We start from the raw sequence: 18,103 nt of genomic DNA on the forward strand, positions 1-18,103 counted from the left end.
ACCCTTGACCGCTGTCCCGGTCGACGTCGTCACGGTCTTCACCGACCCGGACGGCAACTTCGGCAACCCTTTGGGCATCGTCGCCGGTCACCTCGTCGCACCCGCCGACCGGCAGGCATTGGCTGCCCACCTCGGCTACAGCGAGACCGTGTACGTCGACGACGCGACCACCGGCGCCGTCCGAATCTTCACCGCCACCGGCGAGATGTCATTCGCCGGTCACCCGACTGTCGGCGTCGCCTGGTGGCTGCGCAGCCAGGGCCACGCCGTACCTGTCCTGCAGACCCCAGCCGGCGAAATCCCCGTCACGTTCGACGGTGACCTGGTCTCGGTCCAAGCCGACAGCAGTTGGGGCAGCACCTGGGACTGGACCGAGTTGGCGACCCCCGCGGACGTCGTCGCCGCCGACCCGGCCTCCTACTCGGCAGGTCACACCTACCTCTGGTCCTGGCAGGACAAGGACGCCGGCGTCCTCCGCTCCCGAGCCTTCGCCCCCGCCATGGGCATCACTGAGGACGAGGCCACCGGCTCCGCCGCCACCCAACTGACAGCCTTGCTGGACCGCGACCTGCACATCGTCCAGGGCGTCGGCTCGCACCTCTACACCACTCACCTGCCGCCGTCCCACGCAACGGTCGGCGGCCGGGTGCTCAGGGAAGATTCCCGTATCACCACGCTCTGATCCCGCCTGGTAGATCCGTTGACTCTCCTCGGGTGCGGATGGAGGATGAGTGCTCGGCGACTTCGGGAGGTTTTGGTGGCAGAGGTTGTGCGGGCGGCGTTGGTGCAGACTTCTTGGACTGGTGACAAGGAGTCGATGATCAAGGCGCATGAGGAGTATGCGCGGCAGGCGGCGCAGGCTGGGGCCAAGGTTATTTGCTTCCAGGAACTTTTCTATGGGCCTTACTTCTGTCAGTTGCAGGATCCCAAGTTCTACGAGTACGCCGAGAGCGTGCCGGGGCCTACCACTGAGCGGTTCCAGGCGTTGGCGGCGGAGCTGGGTCTCGTGATGGTGCTGCCGATGTACGAGCAGGAGCAGCCGGGAGTGTTGTACAACACCGCTGCCGTGATCGATGCTGATGGCAAGTACTTGGGGAAGTACCGGAAGAACCATATTCCGCAGGTGAAGGGGTTCTGGGAGAAGTTCTACTTCCGGCCCGGGAACCTGGGGTATCCGGTGTTCGACACCGCGGTCGGGCGGATCGGGGTCTACATCTGTTACGACCGGCATTTCCCGGAGGGCTGGCGGGCGCTCGGGCTCGCCGGGGCGAAGATCGTGTTCAATCCGTCGGCGACGAGTCGCGGGTTGTCGGCGTACCTGTGGCAGCTGGAGCAGCCGGCTTCGGCGGTGGCGAACGAGTACTTCATCGGGGCGATCAACCGGGTCGGGATCGAGTCCGACTACGGGGACAACGACTTCTACGGTACGTCGTACTTCGTGGATCCGGAGGGGAAGTTCGTGGGGGAGGTCGGGCACGACCACGACCCGGAGCTGATCATCAGGGATCTGGATCTCGGCCTGCTGGATACGGTGCGGGACCGGTGGCAGTTCTACCGGGATCGCCGGCCGGACGCTTACGGGGATCTGACGAAGCCGTAGAGGGAGCCAGAATGACGTTGCTGGTCAAGGGTGGGACCGTGATCGGGCCGACCGGGACGCAGTTGGCCGATGTGCTGGTGCAGGGGGAGAAGATCGTTGCCCTGCTCGATCCGTTGTTCAGTGCAACGATCACACCGGACGAAGTGGTCGATGCCGCCGGCAAGTATGTGATTCCCGGTGGTATCGACGCGCACACGCATATGGAGCTGCCGTTCGGCGGTACGGCGGCCAGTGACACGTTCGACACGGGGACCCGGGCGGCTGCGTGGGGCGGTACGACGACGATCATCGACTTCGCCGTGCAGAAGACGGGCGACGTCGTACAGGACGGGCTTGCGGCGTGGCATGCGAAGGCCGAGGGGAACTGTCATATCGACTATGCGTTCCACATGATTCTCGGCGGCGTGGACAACGACGCGCTGAAGGCGATGGATCAGCTCGTCGTCGATGAGGGGATCACGAGTTTCAAGCTGTTCATGGCGTATCCCGGGGTGTTCTACTCCGACGACGGCCAGATCCTGCGGGCGATGCAGACCGCGCGAGAGAACGGCGCGATGATCATGATGCACGCGGAGAACGGCATCGCCATCGACGTACTGGTGCAGCAGGCACTGGCGCGGGGTGAGACCGATCCGATCTATCACGGGATCACGCGGCCGGCGGCGCTGGAGGCCGAGGCGACCAGCCGGGCGATCGCGCTGGCGGAGGTCGCGAAGGACTGCCCGCTGTACATCGTGCACCTGTCGGCGAGCGGGGCGCTGGAGGCAGTGGCTCATGCGAGAGATGCCGGGCGCAACGTTTTCGCGGAGACGTGCCCGCAGTATCTCTACCTGACGCTTGAGGACCAGCTGGGTGCGCCGGGTTTCGAAGGGGCTAAGTGGGTCTGCTCCACGCCGTTGCGCAGCAAGCACGAGTCGCATGCGAAGGATCTGTGGAAGGGGTTGCGGAGCAACGATCTGGCGATCGTGTCGACCGACCACTGCCCGTTCTGTATGAAGGATCAGAAGGAGCTCGGCGTCGGTGACTTCTCGAAGATCCCGAACGGGATCGGCGGGGTCGAGCACCGGGTCGATCTGATCTACCAAGGTGTTGTCGACGGGCAGTTGTCGCTGGAGCGCTGGGTGGAGACGATCTCGACCACGCCGGCCCGGATGTTCGGGCTGTACCCGCAGAAGGGGATCGTCGCGCCGGGATCGGATGCGGATCTGGTCATCTACGATCCGAACGGTACGACGCGGATCGGGGTCGGGACGCATCACATGAACATGGACTATTCGGCGTACGAAGGGGTCGAGATCCAGGGCCGCGTGGGCACAGTGATCTCGCGCGGCGAGGTGATCGTGGCTGATGGCAACTACCATGGCCGCAAGGGTCGTGGCCGGTACCTGAAGCGCGGCTTGTCGACGTACCTGGTCTAGGGGGCAGCTGTGGACTTCGGAGTGGTGTTCCAGTGTGATCCGCCGGCGTCCGCGGTGGTGGAGTTGTCGGTGAAGGCGGAGGACGCCGGGTTCGACTACGTGTGGACGTTCGACTCGCATCTGTTGTGGCAGGAGCCGTTCGTCATCTACAGCCAGATCCTGGCGTCGACCCGGCGCGTGATCGTGGGCCCGATGGTGACGAACCCGGGGACGCGGGACTGGACCGTGATCGCGTCGCAGTTCGCCACGCTGAACGAGATGTTCGGCAACCGCACGGTCTGCGGCATCGGCCGTGGCGACTCGGCGTTGCGGACGCTGGGCGCGCAGCCCGGCACGATCGCCGACATGAAGCAGTGTGTCGAGGTGGTCCGGTCGCTGGCGCGGGGCGAGACGGTCACCCATCGCGGTCAGGAGCTGAAGCTCGGCTGGGTCAAGGACGGCGCGCTCGAGGTCTGGGTGGCGGCGTACGGGCCGAGGGCGCTCGCGGCGACCGGTCAGGTCGGCGACGGCTACATCCTGCAGCTGGCCGACCCGGACATCGCGGCCTGGATGATTGCCGCGGTACGGCGTTCTGCTGAGGAGGCCGGCCGGGATCCGGACGCGATCAAGTTCTGCGTGGCAGCCCCGGCGTACGTCGGCGACGATCTCGAGCACCAGCGCGAGCAGACCCGCTGGTTCGGCGGGATGGTCGGCAACCACGTGGCCGATATCGTCTCGCGGTACGGCGACAGCGGCGGCGTACCGAAGGCCCTCACCGACTACATCGAGGGCCGCAAAGGCTACGACTACAGCCAGCACGGCCGCGCCGGCAACACCCACGCCGACTTCGTCCCCGACGAGGTCGTCGACCGCTTCTGCATCCTCGGCCCGGTCGAGAACCACCTCGCCCGCCTGGAGGAACTCAAGGCTCTCGGCGTAGACCAGTTCGCCGTCTACCTCCAGCACGACGCCAAAGAAGAAACCCTCGCCGCCTACGGCAAAGACATCATCCCAGCCTTCCCCTGAGCGTTCCTCACGGATATGATCAATAGGTTATATTTGGTGGATGGGTTGGACAATCAGACTTCACTCCGCGGTCGAGGCGTGGTACCTGGAGCTCTGTGAGGATGACCCGGAGTCAGCCGGCCTGATCGAGAGGGCGGTTGATTTGCTGGCGTATGAGGGGCCCGCAGTCGGTCGGCCATTGGTTGACCGGGTGAAAAGCAGCCGGTTTCACAACATGAAGGAACTGCGTCCGGCATCATCGGGCCAGAGCGAGATTCGGATGCTCTTCGCCTTCGATCCGATGCGCGAAGCCATCATCCTGGTGGCCGGGGACAAGTCGGGTCGATGGGACAGTTGGTATCGCCTGGCGGTTCCGCTGGCGGACGAGCGGTATGCCGAGCACCTGATCGAACTGAAAGTGGAGGAGTGAAATGAATACATACTCCAACTGGGAAGACGTCAAGGCCAAGGCGAGGGCGGTCGATCCGCGGACGCCGGCGGAACGTGCGGCGGGGAAGCAGGCCGCGCGCGAGCGGACCGAAGCGTATGTGCGCGGGCATCAGCTTGCGGAGATGCGGAAGGCCGCTGGGATCACCCAGGTCCGGTTGGCCGAGTTGCTTGAGGTCTCACAGGCGCGGATCTCGAAGATCGAGAGCGGTGAGGTCTCCGGCATCGAGATCATCCGTGCCTACGTCACTGCGCTGGGCGGGACCGTCGACCTCGTGGCGACCCTCGGTGATCGGAGCTGGAAGGTCGCCTGACCCCGGAGTCGTCGCCTCACGGTTCCCAGCGGTAGGCGCCTGGGAGTAGGTCGGTGGCTGGGGCTGAGCGGTTGCCTTCGGGGGTGGGGAGGAGGACTCGGATGCCGGGGTGGTAGTCGAGGAGGATTTGGCGGTCTCGGCCGCAGGGGGCGAAGAGGCCGCGGTTTTCGTTGCCTACGGCGACGATGGTGGTGAGGTCGCGGGCGCCGGAGGCTCGGGCGTGGCCTAGGGCAACCAGTTCGGCGCAGGGGCCGCCGGTGAAGTGGTAGAGGTTGATACCGGCGAACAGGCGGCCGTCGGCGGCGCGGACGGCGGCACCCATCGTGTAGATGCCGTCGGGGCCGTCGGTGTTCTCGTCGACGGTACGGCGGGCCAGCTCGATCAGCGCGAGGTCGTCCGGGGTCAGTGGGCGCAGGTCCATCAGCCGTTGATCCGCTTGAGTTCGGCGTCGACGACGGACTTGACCGCCTTGATCTCGGTGGCCGGGTCGGAGCCGCTGCGGATGATCCGGTTCAGGGCGTCGGAGTACGCCGTACCGGATTTGGGGGACCACAGGATCGGCGTCTGGGCGTGGCCGTGCTCGTTGGCGAACTTGGCGGCTTCGGCGGCCGGGCCGGACTTCAGCTTCTCGGCCTTCTCGACGAGGGACTTGCGGGCCGGGATGTGGAAGCCGTACGCCTGGGCGAAGTCGAGCTGCTTGTCGGTCTGGTCGACCCACAGCCACTTGACGAACTTCTTCGCCGCGTCGACGTTCTTCGACTTCGAGCTGACGCAGGAGCCGTAGGCGCCGACCGGGACGCTCGGGGCGCCGGTGGTGGCGTTCAGCTTCGGCCAGGGGAGTACGCCGTAGTCGTCCTTGAGCGCCTTCTCGATCGCGGGCAGGGTCCACAGACCGGTGAGCTGCATCGCGGTCAGGCCCTGCGTGAACGCCGATGGATCGGACCAGTCGGCGGGGGCGCCGAGCAGCAGCGCCTTCGACGTGAACAGTTCGCGGAGCTTCTTCAGGGACTCGGCCGCGACCGGGTCGTCGAAGCCGAACTTGCCGTCCTCGGTCAGGTAGTCGAGACCGGCCGACCACAGCGCGGGCCCGCCGAGTACGCCGACGCCGCCGTCGTTCCCGACGAACAGACCCTTCACCTTGTCGGTGGTCAGCTTCTTCGCCGCGTCGAGCAGTTCGTCGACAGTCTGCGGCGGCTGGACACCGGCCGCGCTGAGCAGGCTCTTGCGGTAGACGAGCATTTGCATGTCGGCGACCTGCGGGATCGCGTACAGCTTGCCCTGGTACGACATCCGGCTGATCAGCGCCGGCGTGAAGTCCGCCTTCGCATCACCCGGTACGTCGCTCAGGTCGACCACCTGGCCGGCCTTGATCATGTCGATCGTCGGACCGTTGCCGTACTCGAACACGTCCGGACCCTGCTCGGTGAGCAGTGTGGTGGCCACCTTCTTGTCGTAGTCGCCCGGCGACCACTGGATCGTCACGGTCGCGTCCGGGTACTCCTTCGCGTACCGCTCGACCGCCTGCTGCGTGCCGGCCTCGCCGTACTGGTGGTACCACTGCGACAGTGCCGCCTTGGAGCCGTCGCCACTGCTGGGACGACCCGAGTTGGACCCGCAACCGGCCACGGCGACCGCCGCCAGCCCGCCGCCGAGCCCCAGCACCTGCCGCCTGCTGAACCCACCCATCACGCCGCCTCCAGAACCGTAGGGTCCCTCGACCCTACGACTCCCAGGGCTCTCGCCGCGGGGATTTCCGCAGCGTGGTCAAGCGCCTTCGGGTGCCTGAGGAGTCAGGCGTCCGAGAGGCGGGCGATCGTGGCCGACGCGCGACGGACGATCGGCACCGGGCCGGCCGGCAGGACGTCGCCGATGAAGGTGTAGTGCTTGAGGATCTCGGGGTCGACGTCGCCGGGGCGGTGCCGGCTGTGGTCCCGGACCCAGTCGATGATGTCGCCCCAGCCGGGCGCCGCCAGCGAACCGCCGAAGTGCTGGACAGACAGACCGGCGCAGAGGTTGCCGAACGCGAGGCGGTGGGCCAGCGGCCAGCCGCGGAGGGTGCCGAGGACGAGCGAGGCGAGGAAGACGTCGCCGGCGCCGGTGGGGTCGTAGGAACGCACCGGCAGGGCCGGGATGTGCTCCTCTTCACCGGATTCGGAATCGATTGCCAGTACGCCGTCCGCGCCGTTCGTGACGACGGCGAGAGGGACCCGCTCGGCCAGCTTGTGGAGCGCGTCCTTCGGGGTGTCGGTGCGGGTGTAAGCCATCGCCTCGGCCGCATTCGGGGTGAAGGCGTGGAAACCGTCCAGTACGTCGAGCACGGCCGGAGACCACTCGTCGGTCGGGTCCCAGCCGACGTCACCGAACAGCAGCGCGCCGGACTGCTTCGCCTGCTGGACCCAGTCGGGCAGATCGTCGGCGACCGGGACGATCGCGGACCGGGTGTTGAGCCCAGGACCGACCAGCTTGCTCGGGTCGCCGGGCGCCTCGTGGGCGTGGGTGACCATCGCCCGGTCCCGATCGATCGACATCGACACGGTGACCGGGGAGTGCCAGTGACCGATCCGGCGGGAATGCGAGAGGTCGACGCCCTCCTGGTCGGCCAGCGTCCGCCAGCAGAAATCGGCGTACACGTCGTCACCGAAGACCGCGGCCAGGCCGCTGCGCAGACCGAGCCGGCTGGCGGCGATCGCGAAGTTCGCGACCCCGCCCGGGCACGACCCCATGCCTTCGGCGAAGATCTCGGTCCCGGTCGTCGGCGCGGACTCCAGTCCGGTCAGCACGATGTCCAGGAACACCGTCCCCTGGACGAACACGTCGTACGCCTCGGGTTCGTCGATCACGGTGACCTCGTTCCTTGTCATTCTGGGACAACTCTCGGCCGACCGCGGGGGCGCGCGTTTTGTCGGTGGCGGATGGAACGCTTCTACGTAACATCATCGACCGGTCAACGTGGCAGAACAGTGGAGGAACCCGATGGATTGGGGGGTGTGTCGGTGATTCCGGACTGGATGCTGGTCATCGGGGTGGTGATGACGGCCCTGAGCCCGCTCCTGGCGCTCGGTGGCGTCGCGCTGGGTGCCTACCTGACCCGCAAGTCCGACCGCGAGCTGGACACCTGGCGGCATCGCGAGGAGACGATGCGGATGGTGCGCTGGGCGGTCGAGCAGATCCTCGCCGACGACGAGGCGGGCACGGACGCCGGTGTCGTCACGCTCCGCTCACTGATGAGGTCGGAGCTGTTACAACCGGAGGACTACGACCTGGTCGCCGCGCTGACCGCCGCCGTGGCGATCGACCGCGTCGGCGCGGCCGCGTACGCTGAGATTGCAGACGCCGAGATCGAGGTCGTCGAGGGAGACGATGAGCATGGCTGAGAAGAAGACCGTCACGGTCTCCCGCCAAGCCGTAGAGCTGGCCCGCCTCCACGTGGAAGCAGCCCGCCGCGCCGGCCGCAAACCCGACGCGGGCGTAGCCCGGATAGCCGGCGCCCGGCCCGCCCCCGGTAACGGAGCGACACCCGCCCCGGCCTGACACCTCAGTTCAAGCTACCGCGGGGTGCGATCCAGAGCTGCGGCTGCCCGGTCACGGCCGCGATGTGCTCGAAGTCGGAGTCGTAGTGCAGCACGACGGCGCCGTGCTGCTCGGCAACAGCTGCGGTCAGAAGGTCGACCACGCCGAAGGCTCGCAGATGCCCTCGGGATGACATCCGGGTCTGCACGTCACGCGCTCGTTCGACCACCGATTCGGAGATCGGCAGCGTGACATACAGGGATCTCCGCCGTTCGGCGGTCCGGAGGTGTTCCTCGTGGTTACGTCCCGAGTAGCCGACTTCCAGGTCGACCGTGCCACAGGTCGCTGCGGCACGGTCAACGATCAGGCCGGCGATGACAGACCGAACCACTTCGTGCTTGCTGCGCGCGAGTGCGGAGGTGTCGATCAGGTACAGCTTGCCGACAGTGGTGACAGTGCTCAACGACGTGCGCCGCGCATGATGTCGGGGTCGCCGATATCGCCGCCGACGCCGATGCCGTACGGGTCGTCGAGCAGGGCCTCGATACGTTCTCGTCGCCGGGCGACGAACTCCAGTGCCGCGTTGACGGTGTCCTTCTTCGTCACGGTCCCCAACTCCTTCGCAGCCAGCTCCAGCGCACGGTCGTCCAGATCGATCACCGTCTTCATATCGGTGACGGTATGCCCCTGTATATATACGCTGCCACCTCTGGATATACAAATTGATCGAATCGTTGCAGACCATCGCGGATGATCGGCGGCGCGTCGAAGACCCCCTAGACTGAGCGCGGCCGCCTTGGTGGCGTACGGTGCACCACGTGGTTACCGCTGCGTCGCTTCCTGTTCCCGACCACGGCCGGATGAACCCGTGATCCGCTTCGAGAATGTTTCCAAGACGTACGAGGGCCAGACCAAGGCCGCTCTGCTGAACGTCAACGTCGAGATCGAGAAAGGCGAGTTCGTCTTCCTGGTCGGTACCTCCGGGTCCGGCAAGTCGACGTTCCTGCGCCTGGTCCTGCGTGAGCACCGGACGTCCAAGGGCCACATCATGGTGGCCGGCAAGGACCTGAACCGGCTGGCGAGCTGGCGGATCCCGCAGATGCGGCGGCAGATCGGAACGGTGTTCCAGGACTTCCGGCTGCTGCCGAACAAGACGGTCGCCGAGAACGTCGCCTTCGCGCTGCAGGTGATCGGCAAGCCGCGCTCGCACATCCGCAAGACGGTTCCCGAGGTGCTGGAGCTGGTCGGGCTCGAGGGCAAGCAGGACCGGCTGCCCGACGAGCTGTCCGGTGGTGAGCAGCAGCGGGTGGCGATCGCGCGGGCGTTCGTGAACCGGCCGATGATCCTGATCGCCGACGAGCCGACCGGAAACCTGGACCCGGCGACGTCGGAGGGCATCATGAAGCTGCTCGACCGGATCAACCGGACCGGGACCACCGTCGTGATGGCCACCCACGACGTGTCGATCGTGAACCAGATGCGCAAGCGCGTGATCGAGCTGGAGAACGGTCATGTCGTCCGCGACGAGTCGCGTGGCGTCTACGGCTACCAGCACTGACCGCCGCCGAGTAGGGACTGACTGAACAATGCGTTTGAACTACATCCTCTCCGATCTCGGCATCGGCCTGAAGCGGAACCTGTCGATGACGATCGCGGTCGTCGTCACTATCTGGGTCTCGCTGGCACTGTTCGGCAGCGCGCTGCTGGCCAACGAGCAGGTCGGGCTGATGAAGGGCAACTGGTACGGGAAGATCCAGATCTCGGTCTTCATGTGCACCAAGGACACCGGCGGCCGCGGCTGCTCGGGCGCCGAGGTGACCCAGGACCAGAAGAACCGGATCCGCCAGGTGATCGAGTCGAACCCGGACACCGCGCCCGACGGTGTCTTCGGGGAGTCGAAGAAGGACGCGTTCGCGCAGTTCCAGAAGCTCTACAAGGACTCGCCGATCGCGTCGACGGTCACGGTCGACCAGATGCAGGAGTCGTTCCGGGTCAAGCTCCGCGATCCGAAGCAGTACCAGAACCTGGTCAGCGCGGTCGCCGGTCTGCCCGGCGTCGACAACGTGCAGGACCTGCGGCAGTACCTCGATCCGTTGTTCAAGGCCCTCGAAGGCGTCCAGGTGGGTGCCTATATCTCGGCCGGCCTGCTGCTGATCGCCGCGTTGATGCAGATCTCGAACACGATCCGATTGGCGGCGTACGCGAGACGCCGGGAGATCGGGATCATGCGGCTCGTCGGCGCCTCGAACTTCTACATCCAGCTACCGTTCCTGCTGGAAGCCATCCTGGCCGCGCTGATCGGCGCGGTCCTTGCCTGCGGCACCTTGTGGCTCGGCGTGTACTTCGTGGTGATGCGACGCGCCCAGGAAACCTTCAAGGTCTGGCAGTGGGTCGGCGCCACCGAAACCTTCCGTGCCACGCTCATCATGGTCGTGGTCGGCCTGGTGCTCGCGGTGATCCCGACATTCCTGACGACGCGGAAATACCTCAAAGTCTGACCCGGGTGACTTATCGTGCAGTAGCAGTCTCATTGCACGACAACTAAACCCAGAGCAAGGGGTCGACCTGTGGTCCCGCACTTCCCCGGTGCAGACCCGCGTGAGCGGGCGAGCATCCAGCGAGACGACAGCACCGGCACCTCGGCCACACCGCGCCCGCGTTCCCGCACGAGATCGCAGGGGCGGCAGACGGTCGTTGCCGCATGCTGCCTTGTCCTGTCCCTGTCCGCCGGAGTCCTGGCGGCGGTTGCGCCTGCCCAGGCGGACCCGCCCGATCCAGCCCAGAAGAAGAAGGATCTCGACGCCCAGATCGGCAAGTCCAAGGCCGAACTGGCCGAGGCCTCCGATCAGCTCGGCCAGTCCGTCACGGCCTACACCAAGGCCGACGCCAGGCTGAAGGTCGTCCAGACCCGGTACGCCGCTGCCCAGGGCCGGCTGGCTGCCGCCAAGGCCACCGATGTCGTTGCCGCGGGCAAGCTCGCGCGCGCCGAACGGGCACTGCGGAAGGCTGTGGCGGATGTCGAAGCAGGGCAGCGGGCACTCGCGGAGAAGCGAGCACTGGCCGGTCGCGCCGTACGGTCGGCGTACCAGCAGCAGAACAGCTTGGTCGGTCTGAGCATTGCGCTGCAAGGCGCTTCGCCGGCTGATGTTGCCACTGGCATCCAGGTGCAGCGGAACGTGTTCGGCATCCAGAGCAACGCGATCACGAACCTGAACAACGCGCAGGCGCAGCTCGCCAGCCGGCAGGTCAAGGTCGCCGCCGCCGAGCAGTCCGCGGCGGCCGCCCGGGCCGAGGCGGCGCGGACGGTCAAGGAAGTGACCGAGCTGACGCGGCAGGTCGCTGCCGACAAGGCCGAGGCCGAGGCGGTCACGAAGGAGAAGCTCGTCCTCTACAAACGGGCCGAGCGCGAGAAGATCTCCGAGCAGACGCAGTACAACGCATTGCTGGCCGAGCGCAGCCGGGTCGAGCAAATCCTGATCGCCCGGGCCCGCGCCGAGAAGGCCGCGGCCGAGCGCCGCAAGGCCGCCCGGGAGAAGGCCGAGCGCGACCGGGCCCGCCGCGAGAATCGGCCGCCGCGGCCGGTGCCGAACGACCCGGACGAGGGTGGCGGTCGGTTGAGCATGCCGCTCAACACCTACATCACGTCGCCGTTCGGAATGCGGTTCCACCCGGTCCTGCACTACTGGAAGCTGCACGACGGCACCGACTTCGGCGGCGGTTGCGGTACGCCGATCCGGGCCGCGGCCAGTGGTCGCGTGACTGACAAGTACTACAACGGTGGTTACGGAAACCGGCTGTTCATTTCACACGGAGTGATCGGCGGCTCGTCCGTCACCACCGTCTATAACCACCTGTCCCGCTACAAGGCCCGCGTCGGCGAACGCGTGACCCGCGGCGAGATCATCGGGTACGTCGGTACGACGGGGTACTCGACCGGTTGCCACCTGCACTTCATGGTCTACCAGGACGGTCGTGTGGTTAATCCGATGAAGTGGTTGTAGGCGGTCTGAGATACTGGTCGGATGGTGAAACAGACCGGCCAGGAGAAGCCGATCGCGCAGAACCGGAAGGCGCGACACGACTACCACATCGAGGACGTCGTGGAGGCCGGGCTGGTGCTGACGGGGACCGAGGTGAAGTCCCTGCGGCAGGGCCGGGCCTCCCTCGTCGACGCGTTCGCCGCTGTCCGCGGTAATGAGCTGTGGCTCCAGGGAATGCACATTCCGGAGTACAAACACGGCACGTGGACCAACCACGAGCCCCGCCGTACCCGCAAACTCCTCCTGCACAAGGACGAGATGGCGAAGCTGGTCAAGGCCGTCGAGCAGCAGGGCGTCTCGCTGATCCCGCTGTCGCTGTACTTCAAGGACGGCTACGCCAAGGTCGAGCTCGCCACCGGCCGCGGCAAGAAGGACTACGACAAGCGCCACGCCCTCGCCGAGCGCCAGGCCGGCCGCGAAGCCCAGCGAGCTCTGTCCGACCGCACCCGCCGCCGGGAGTAGCCCCTACCCGTCCGGGTCCGGTCAGGGGTGGCTCCGGGGCGCACCCTATGGGGTGGAGGCCATCCGGCGGACACAGTGGAGGCATGTCCACTTCAGAGCTGCGGGTGACGACCGAACAGCGGGATCGCGCCGTCGAAATTCTTCAGGAAATGTACGCCGATGGCCGGGTCGACAAGTTCGAGTTCGACACCCGCCTCGAGTTGGCGTTGAAGGCGCGGACGCGGGCCGAGCTGAACGGCACGTTCGACGGCCTGATGGCGCGTCCGGTCCCGACGCACGTCCCGGCCGCCTTCAGCCGCCCGGCCCCGATCCAGCGCTACACCGGCGACGGCCGCGGCATGGGCACAGTCGCCCACTGGCTCGGCTACCCGACCTTCTTCGTCGGCCCCGCCCTGGTCGTCGCCACCGCGGGCAAGCAGAACCCCGCCGTACGACGGCACGCCGTGGAAGCGCTGAACTTCCAGCTGACCGCCTTCATGGCCTTCGCCGCCCTGGGCATCCTGACCGGCACAGTCGGATCGTTCATGGGCTTCGCCTTCCCGATCCTGGGCGTGATGTGGTTCATCCTGACCGGCGTCGGCGGCATCGCCACCGCAGCCGGCTCCAACTTCCGCTACCCCTTCACCCTGCGCCTGATCAAGTAGAGGAATACCTGGGTGCGCCCAGCTTGTTGGACTTGATAGTGTGGACCTTCCACCTGCAGTCCGGGGTGGGAGTTTGAAAACTCAACAGGGGGTGAACGGTTTCGACTTTGGACGTTAGTTTCAAGAGAAGCGAGCCGAGGATCCAGGGTTATCTCGTAAACGATCTCTGGAAAACAATAACTGCCGCCGAAAAGCGCAGTAGCTTCGCTCTCGCCGCCTGACGGCCTGAGCATTTAAGAAGCGGTCAGCCCGGGGGTGCTTCCGACCCGGTTCCTGGCCTCAGCTAGGAAGCTTGCTTTGCCAACTCGGTCACGGGGTTGGCACGGGACATTTACAGTGACTGAGTCTGTCAGCGACATGTCTGTATGAGCGCTGGGACTGAGAAAACGACTTAACAGACTGCGCTCGGAGAAGTCTTGAGGCAACGCTGAAGGACGCGGGTTCGATTCCCGCCACCTCCACCCCTTGAAAAGACCGGCCCCTCGGGGCCGGTCTTTTGTTTTCTTCCTCGGGGCCGGCTGTGGCGTTCGGGGGACCTGGGTGTACCGACGAACGGGTAGTGGTTGGCTTCGGCGACTTCGCGAGGGCTGACGCTGCGCCTGGAGGCGCCGTCTGGATCCGACCACTACCCGTCCGTCGGTACGGATCAGCCAGTGTTCACGGAGCGCGAGGCCTGTTTCAGGGGAGGCGGTCGAGGAGGCGTCTGGCGGCGGTTAGGGAGGCGCCGGTGTGGGTGCGGAGGAGTTTGGCAGCGTGGGTTGGTTTGCCGTTGTCGCGGAGGAGCAGGACCTGGGCGAGGGTGGCGTCGTCGGGGACCTGGTGTGGGGCGAGCTGGGTGGTGGCTACCGATCGGGCCAGGTCCAGGCGGACCGGGTCGATGGTCGGTGAGGGTGAACTGGTGAGCTGCTTCGCGGATCTGCCGGGGCCGAAGAGGCGGAAGGCGAGGGCGGAGAGAGCGATCAGGGCCACCGGACCTACGGACAGGAGCAGGCCGAGCTCCGTGGTGCTCACGGTTGCTCGACCTGCGTCCAGTTGAGGCTCATTGCGGAACCTTAGCTCCCGTTCGGGGTGCAGAAGGTGGCGGTGAGGAGTTTGCCGAGCGCCTTGGGGAACTCGGTGGCGGGATTGATGTCGGCCGCGCCCATGGTGACGGAGGCGGTGAGGGTTTTGGTGCCGTCGGGAGAGCTGTACATGATGGCGCCGTAGCCGGCGGGCGGGCTGCCGTTGTGCTGGTAGACGGTGCCGCCGCAGCTGGGGCCGAGGTCCTGGACGAAGAGGCCTAGGCCGTAGCCGAGTTTGCCGTGCGGGTCGCGCATCTGGGCCAGGAGCGGGGCGGGGACGAGCTTGCCGCTCATTAGGGCGGAGATGAAGGTGTGCAGGTCCTTGGTGGTGGAGATCATGTCGCCGGCGCCGGCCAGCAGGGAGAGGTTCATGCGGCTGACGTCGACCAGCTTGGATTCGCCGCCGTTGTCGGTGTAGCGGTAGTAGCCGTGGGCGTGCGGGCCGGGGAGCTGGGTGCGGTTGCCCGGTACGACGGTTCGCGTCAACCCGAGCGGGCGGACGATCCGGCGGCGTACCTCGTCGGCGTACGAGTGGCCGGTGACCTTCTCGATCAGGAGCAGGGCGAGGGTGTAGTTGGTGTTGGAGTAGTTCTGGCCGGTGCCGGGGGCGAAGCGGGCCGGCTTGGACAGGGCGAAGCGGACGAGCTCCTCCGGGGTGTAGCGGTGGAAGCGGTTGTCGACCCACTCCTGCCCGACCACGGGAATGCCGGGCACGACTGTGCCGTCGTCGTACAGCTCGCCGGTGTAGGCGAACAACCCGCTGGTGTGCTGCAGCAGCATCCGCGGGGTGATCCGCCGGTCCAGGCCGAGCCGCGGCAGGTAGCCGGCCACCGGGTCGTCCAGCTTGACCTTGCCCTCGGCGACGAGCTGCAGGACGACGGTTGCGGTGACGGTCTTGGTGACGCTGCCGACCCAGAACGATCCGTCCGTCGACGGCTTGGCCGGGGACCCGAGCTTCCGCACGCCGGCGCTGCCGACCCACTCACCCTGCCGGTCATTCACCCGCACCTGGATCCCGCCGAATCCGGCATCGACAAACGACTGCATCGCAGCCTGTACCTCCGGCCGACCAGCCGGTACGGCGCTCGCCGCACCCGGCACCGCCAACCCGGCCAGCACCCCCAGGGACACGGCCGCTGCTAGGAACCTCTTTACTCGACTGTTCATGCCCACAACCCTCGCGAGCCCCCCAGACGCCGTACTGACACCGCCCTGACATGACGTGGGCGGCTCACCGAGCGATTGCTAGCGGAGATCGCCGAGATCGAGTGTGATGGCCGTCGGAGCGGTGCTGGCGAAGGTGCCGCCGACCACCTGGTCATCGAGATAGCCGAACTTGTCGGTCAGGTGGCAGGCGAGCAGTGAGACCGGATCCTCGATGTCGACGATCCAGTAGTACGGGATCCCGGCGTCGGCGTATTCGGCGCGTTTCACGACATTGTCGGTACGGCGGGACCCGGGAGAGACGATCTCGACCACGACGAGCACCTCCGACGCCCGGATCAGACCGCCTTCGGCTCGCACCCGCGCGCGGGCGGAGCGTCGTACGACGATGACGTCGGGCCGGCGAGAGAAGCCGGGCTGGTCGGCCGGGGCAAGCTCGAGGTCGATGTCGACATCGGTGATCACCTCGAGATCCGGCGACAGTTGAGGTATCAGTTGCAGGGCGATCCGCAGCGCGGCCATGTTGTGATCCGGGCTTGGGCTCGGCGACATCACGAGATTGCCCTCCATGAGCTCGGAGCGGCCGGAGCCGTCTTCGCCGAGCGCGGCGTACTCACCCACGGTGAGCAGATGGGCGGGCGGCAGCGGGACTGCTGTCATTGTCTCCTCCTCATCTCCGGGACCATTGTTCCATGAGCGCTGTCAGGTGAGTTGCCAGCTGAAGGGGTGGCCTTTCCAGAGTTCGGCGGTGAGTTTGGTGCCGGTGGGGAGGCCCTGGTCGGGGATCTGGAAGAGGAGGACGCCTTCGGCGGGGCCGAGGCGGGGGTTCTTGGGGGTGTCGGAGGTCTTGGAGTCGGTGACGTTGCGGAACTCGTCGTCGAGGTAGGCGGCGTTGGCGGTCTGGGGGTACGTGGTGCCGTCGGGGGCGATGAGGGTGAAGTGCTGGTCCCAGAGGGTGAAGGGGTCCGCGGTGATCTTGGTGCGGATGTCGACGCGGCCGTAGTTGGTGTGGGGACGCTTGAACCGGTCCGGGATGCCGGGGACGGTCCTGAGGACTTTGAAGGACGTCACGGTGATGGTGGCCCTGGCCCATTGCGGTGGGTCGTAGCTGGAGAGTTTGACGTTGCCGAGCTCGGCGACCTCGATGGACTCGCCGATCTTGGCGACCGCGGGTTCGGGAGCAGGGGGAGCAGTCGGGCGGGTGTCGACGGTGGCCGGCGATTGGGTGCTGGGCGCGTTCGGGTCGTACGCCGGGGCCTTCGAGCATGCGGCGAGCCCGAGTACGGCGACCAGCAGCGAAATGCCTGCTGTGGCAGGAGGTTTGCTCGGCGACATGGCCGGAACCTACCGCGAGACCAGGGCCAGACCCGGGGGGCCCGAACGGGTTCGCCGGCCGGATCGACGAGGGTCACCCCGAATTACCGTCGTGCTGATTTCCGGGGCCGACCGTATTCTGGCAGGTGCCGCCCATCGGAAGTGAGGTCAGCAAGTGCCGACGATCATCAGCTATCGAGGTGTACGCCTCAATCAACGCACCATCGACATGATCGAGGGGGCGGAGTTCGTCTGTGGGTTGACGTTCCGTCTGACCCAGGGCTCCTACAACCCGGGCGGCGTCCAAGGGTCGGCCGGCACGCATGACGGTGGCGGGGCGGTGGATATCGCGCTCAAGGATGCCAAGACGGGAGCGCTGTTCCCGAAGGTCAGGCGGGAGCGCATCCGCAGCGCGACCCGGCAGGTCGGGTTCGCGTCCTGGATCCGCGATCCTTCCCAGGCGAACTGGCCGTGGCACCTGCACGCGATCGCGATGGGCGACCCGGACCTGTCCAGCGCTGCCCGCGCCCAGGTCACCGACTACAAGAACGGCCTCAACGGCCTCGCCTCGAAGGGCGCGGACGATGGGCCGCGCAAGTGGGTCAACATGACCTGGGAGAAGTGGGAGGCGGCGCACCCGAACTGGCGCGATCCCTTCACTCCGGCCCAGTACGCGAACCTGATGCAGGAGATGAAGAACCAGGACATGGCGAACCGCCAGGAGATCCGTGGGCAGGCGCTCTGGATGCTCCGGTACAACGCCCAGACTGTCGACGAGCGTGCGCACGCTCACCGGGCGTTCGACGATGCGATCGCGGCCGGGCAGTCCCTCGAGCAGGCGCTGGCTGCCGCGATCGCGGTGATGTCGCCGCTCAACGCTCATCTCGCTGAGGTTGCGAAGAAGAACGGCTAGGAGCGGAGCGGGCGGAAGGTTCTTCGCAGGTCGGCGGTCCACTCGGTGGGGACTTCCCAGGGGATGAAGTGGCCGCCGTACGGGTGGGCGGTGAGGTTGGTGTGGTTGTACCAGGGAGCTCGGTCGCTGGCGAGGAAGTGGTTGACGCGGGCTTCGGGGGTGGTGATGCCGGGTGGGTTCTCGTAGCCGACGAAGGTGATTCCGGTGGGGGCCTCGATCGCGGGGTGGCGGT

General features: G+C 66.6%; 23 protein-coding genes, 1 other RNA gene and 1 pseudogene. 15 read left to right on the plus strand and 10 right to left on the minus strand.

From position 1 onward, the window contains the following. Positions 1-4: 4 nt before the first annotated feature. From E1261_RS17125 to E1261_RS17150, 6 genes are all read left to right on the plus strand, one after another. Positions 5-682 carry a PhzF family phenazine biosynthesis protein gene (locus E1261_RS17125; RefSeq protein ID WP_132407823.1) on the plus strand — a complete coding sequence of 226 codons (678 nt, stop codon included), beginning with the start codon at positions 5-7 and terminating at the stop codon, positions 680-682. A 75-nt stretch (positions 683-757) separates the two neighbouring features. Continuing rightward, complete coding sequence (locus tag E1261_RS17130; protein WP_132407824.1) at positions 758-1,600, plus strand: nitrilase-related carbon-nitrogen hydrolase; 843 nt, start codon at positions 758-760, stop codon at positions 1,598-1,600. Between the two features lie 11 nt (positions 1,601-1,611). Further along, on the plus strand, positions 1,612-3,018 hold the full coding sequence (gene hydA / locus E1261_RS17135) for a dihydropyrimidinase (RefSeq protein WP_132407826.1): 1,407 nt from the start codon (positions 1,612-1,614) through the stop codon (positions 3,016-3,018). Between the two features lie 9 nt (positions 3,019-3,027). Next, positions 3,028-4,023, plus strand: a complete 996-nt coding sequence (locus E1261_RS17140) for a TIGR03842 family LLM class F420-dependent oxidoreductase (protein ID WP_132407828.1) — start codon at positions 3,028-3,030, stop codon at positions 4,021-4,023. A 40-nt stretch (positions 4,024-4,063) separates the two neighbouring features. After that, a complete protein-coding gene (locus E1261_RS17145) occupies positions 4,064-4,432 on the plus strand; it encodes a type II toxin-antitoxin system RelE/ParE family toxin (RefSeq protein ID WP_132407830.1) in 369 nt (122 codons plus the stop codon). Position 4,433: 1 nt separating this feature from the next. After that, positions 4,434-4,763, plus strand: a complete 330-nt coding sequence (locus E1261_RS17150; RefSeq protein WP_132407832.1) for a helix-turn-helix domain-containing protein — start codon at positions 4,434-4,436, stop codon at positions 4,761-4,763. 16 nt (positions 4,764-4,779) lie between these two features. On the opposite strand, the gene E1261_RS17155 is transcribed toward E1261_RS17150, so the two are convergent. The 3 genes from E1261_RS17155 to E1261_RS17165 all read right to left on the minus strand — a co-directional run bounded on the left by E1261_RS17155 (position 4,780) and on the right by E1261_RS17165 (position 7,624). After that, complete coding sequence (locus E1261_RS17155) at positions 4,780-5,184, minus strand: cytidine deaminase family protein (RefSeq protein ID WP_132407834.1); 405 nt, start codon at positions 5,182-5,184, stop codon at positions 4,780-4,782. Then, positions 5,184-6,449, minus strand: coding sequence for an ABC transporter substrate-binding protein (locus E1261_RS17160; protein ID WP_132407836.1), 1,266 nt, complete (start codon positions 6,447-6,449; stop codon positions 5,184-5,186). Before E1261_RS17160 ends, E1261_RS17155 begins: the two co-directional genes overlap by 1 nt. A 104-nt stretch (positions 6,450-6,553) precedes the next feature. Next, entirely contained in the window at positions 6,554-7,624 is a 1,071-nt protein-coding gene (locus E1261_RS17165) for a carbohydrate kinase family protein (protein ID WP_238176268.1), read from the minus strand. Between the two features lie 126 nt (positions 7,625-7,750). Between E1261_RS17165 and E1261_RS17170 the strand changes: the two genes are divergently transcribed. Beyond that, entirely contained in the window at positions 7,751-8,137 is a 387-nt protein-coding gene (locus E1261_RS17170) for a hypothetical protein (protein ID WP_132407838.1), read from the plus strand. Next, entirely contained in the window at positions 8,130-8,294 is a 165-nt protein-coding gene (locus E1261_RS45325; RefSeq protein ID WP_165952536.1) for a hypothetical protein, read from the plus strand. Before E1261_RS17170 ends, E1261_RS45325 begins: the two co-directional genes overlap by 8 nt. 4 nt (positions 8,295-8,298) lie before the next feature. On the opposite strand, the gene E1261_RS17175 is transcribed toward E1261_RS45325, so the two are convergent. Together E1261_RS17175 and E1261_RS17180 are read right to left on the minus strand one after the other, a co-directional pair. Continuing rightward, entirely contained in the window at positions 8,299-8,736 is a 438-nt protein-coding gene (locus E1261_RS17175) for a PIN domain nuclease (RefSeq protein ID WP_202874777.1), read from the minus strand. Next, on the minus strand, positions 8,733-8,942 hold the full coding sequence (locus E1261_RS17180) for a type II toxin-antitoxin system VapB family antitoxin (RefSeq protein ID WP_132407840.1): 210 nt from the start codon (positions 8,940-8,942) through the stop codon (positions 8,733-8,735). The genes E1261_RS17175 and E1261_RS17180 overlap by 4 nt, the downstream gene beginning before the upstream one ends. A gap of 199 nt (positions 8,943-9,141) precedes the next feature. Here E1261_RS17180 and ftsE point away from each other — a divergent pair, with 199 nt between their 5' ends. From ftsE to ssrA, 6 genes are all read left to right on the plus strand, one after another. Further along, positions 9,142-9,831, plus strand: a complete 690-nt coding sequence (gene ftsE, locus E1261_RS17185; protein ID WP_132407842.1) for a cell division ATP-binding protein FtsE — start codon at positions 9,142-9,144, stop codon at positions 9,829-9,831. Positions 9,832-9,859: 28 nt separating this feature from the next. Then, a complete protein-coding gene (gene ftsX, locus E1261_RS17190; protein ID WP_132407844.1) occupies positions 9,860-10,771 on the plus strand; it encodes a permease-like cell division protein FtsX in 912 nt (303 codons plus the stop codon). A 69-nt stretch (positions 10,772-10,840) separates the two neighbouring features. Beyond that, a complete protein-coding gene (locus E1261_RS17195) occupies positions 10,841-12,274 on the plus strand; it encodes a M23 family metallopeptidase (protein ID WP_132407846.1) in 1,434 nt (477 codons plus the stop codon). 21 nt (positions 12,275-12,295) lie between these two features. Then, positions 12,296-12,775 (plus strand): SsrA-binding protein SmpB, encoded by a 480-nt coding sequence (gene smpB, locus E1261_RS17200; protein WP_132407848.1) that lies wholly within the window; start codon positions 12,296-12,298, stop codon positions 12,773-12,775. Between the two features lie 83 nt (positions 12,776-12,858). Further along, the gene (locus E1261_RS17205; protein ID WP_238176269.1) at positions 12,859-13,419 is read left to right on the plus strand and encodes a DUF1707 and DUF4870 domain-containing protein; all 561 of its coding nucleotides are present in this window, start codon (positions 12,859-12,861) and stop codon (positions 13,417-13,419) included. Positions 13,420-13,506: 87 nt separating this feature from the next. Then, positions 13,507-13,883, plus strand: a transfer-messenger RNA (tmRNA) gene (gene ssrA, locus E1261_RS17210). Between the two features lie 214 nt (positions 13,884-14,097). Here ssrA and E1261_RS17215 read toward each other — a convergent pair. From E1261_RS17215 to E1261_RS17230, 4 genes are all read right to left on the minus strand, one after another. Beyond that, positions 14,098-14,430, minus strand: a complete 333-nt coding sequence (locus tag E1261_RS17215) for a hypothetical protein (RefSeq protein WP_132407852.1) — start codon at positions 14,428-14,430, stop codon at positions 14,098-14,100. 41 nt (positions 14,431-14,471) lie between these two features. Next, entirely contained in the window at positions 14,472-15,647 is a 1,176-nt protein-coding gene (locus tag E1261_RS17220; RefSeq protein WP_132407854.1) for a serine hydrolase domain-containing protein, read from the minus strand. A 78-nt stretch (positions 15,648-15,725) separates the two neighbouring features. After that, positions 15,726-16,304 carry a Uma2 family endonuclease gene (locus E1261_RS17225; protein ID WP_132407856.1) on the minus strand — a complete coding sequence of 193 codons (579 nt, stop codon included), beginning with the start codon at positions 16,302-16,304 and terminating at the stop codon, positions 15,726-15,728. 42 nt (positions 16,305-16,346) lie between these two features. After that, complete coding sequence (locus E1261_RS17230; protein WP_132407858.1) at positions 16,347-16,979, minus strand: hypothetical protein; 633 nt, start codon at positions 16,977-16,979, stop codon at positions 16,347-16,349. Positions 16,980-17,133: 154 nt separating this feature from the next. On the opposite strand from E1261_RS17230, the gene E1261_RS17235 reads away from it, so the two are divergent. Further along, complete coding sequence (locus E1261_RS17235) at positions 17,134-17,871, plus strand: hypothetical protein (protein ID WP_132407860.1); 738 nt, start codon at positions 17,134-17,136, stop codon at positions 17,869-17,871. Here the strand turns inward: E1261_RS17235 and E1261_RS17240 are convergent. Further along, positions 17,868-18,103: pseudogene (locus E1261_RS17240) on the minus strand (epoxide hydrolase); the annotation flags it as partial. The gene E1261_RS17235 and the pseudogene E1261_RS17240 sit on opposite strands and share 4 nt — an antisense overlap.

This window comes from Kribbella albertanoniae (assembly GCF_004348455.1).
Classification (GTDB): domain Bacteria; phylum Actinomycetota; class Actinomycetes; order Propionibacteriales; family Kribbellaceae; genus Kribbella; species Kribbella albertanoniae.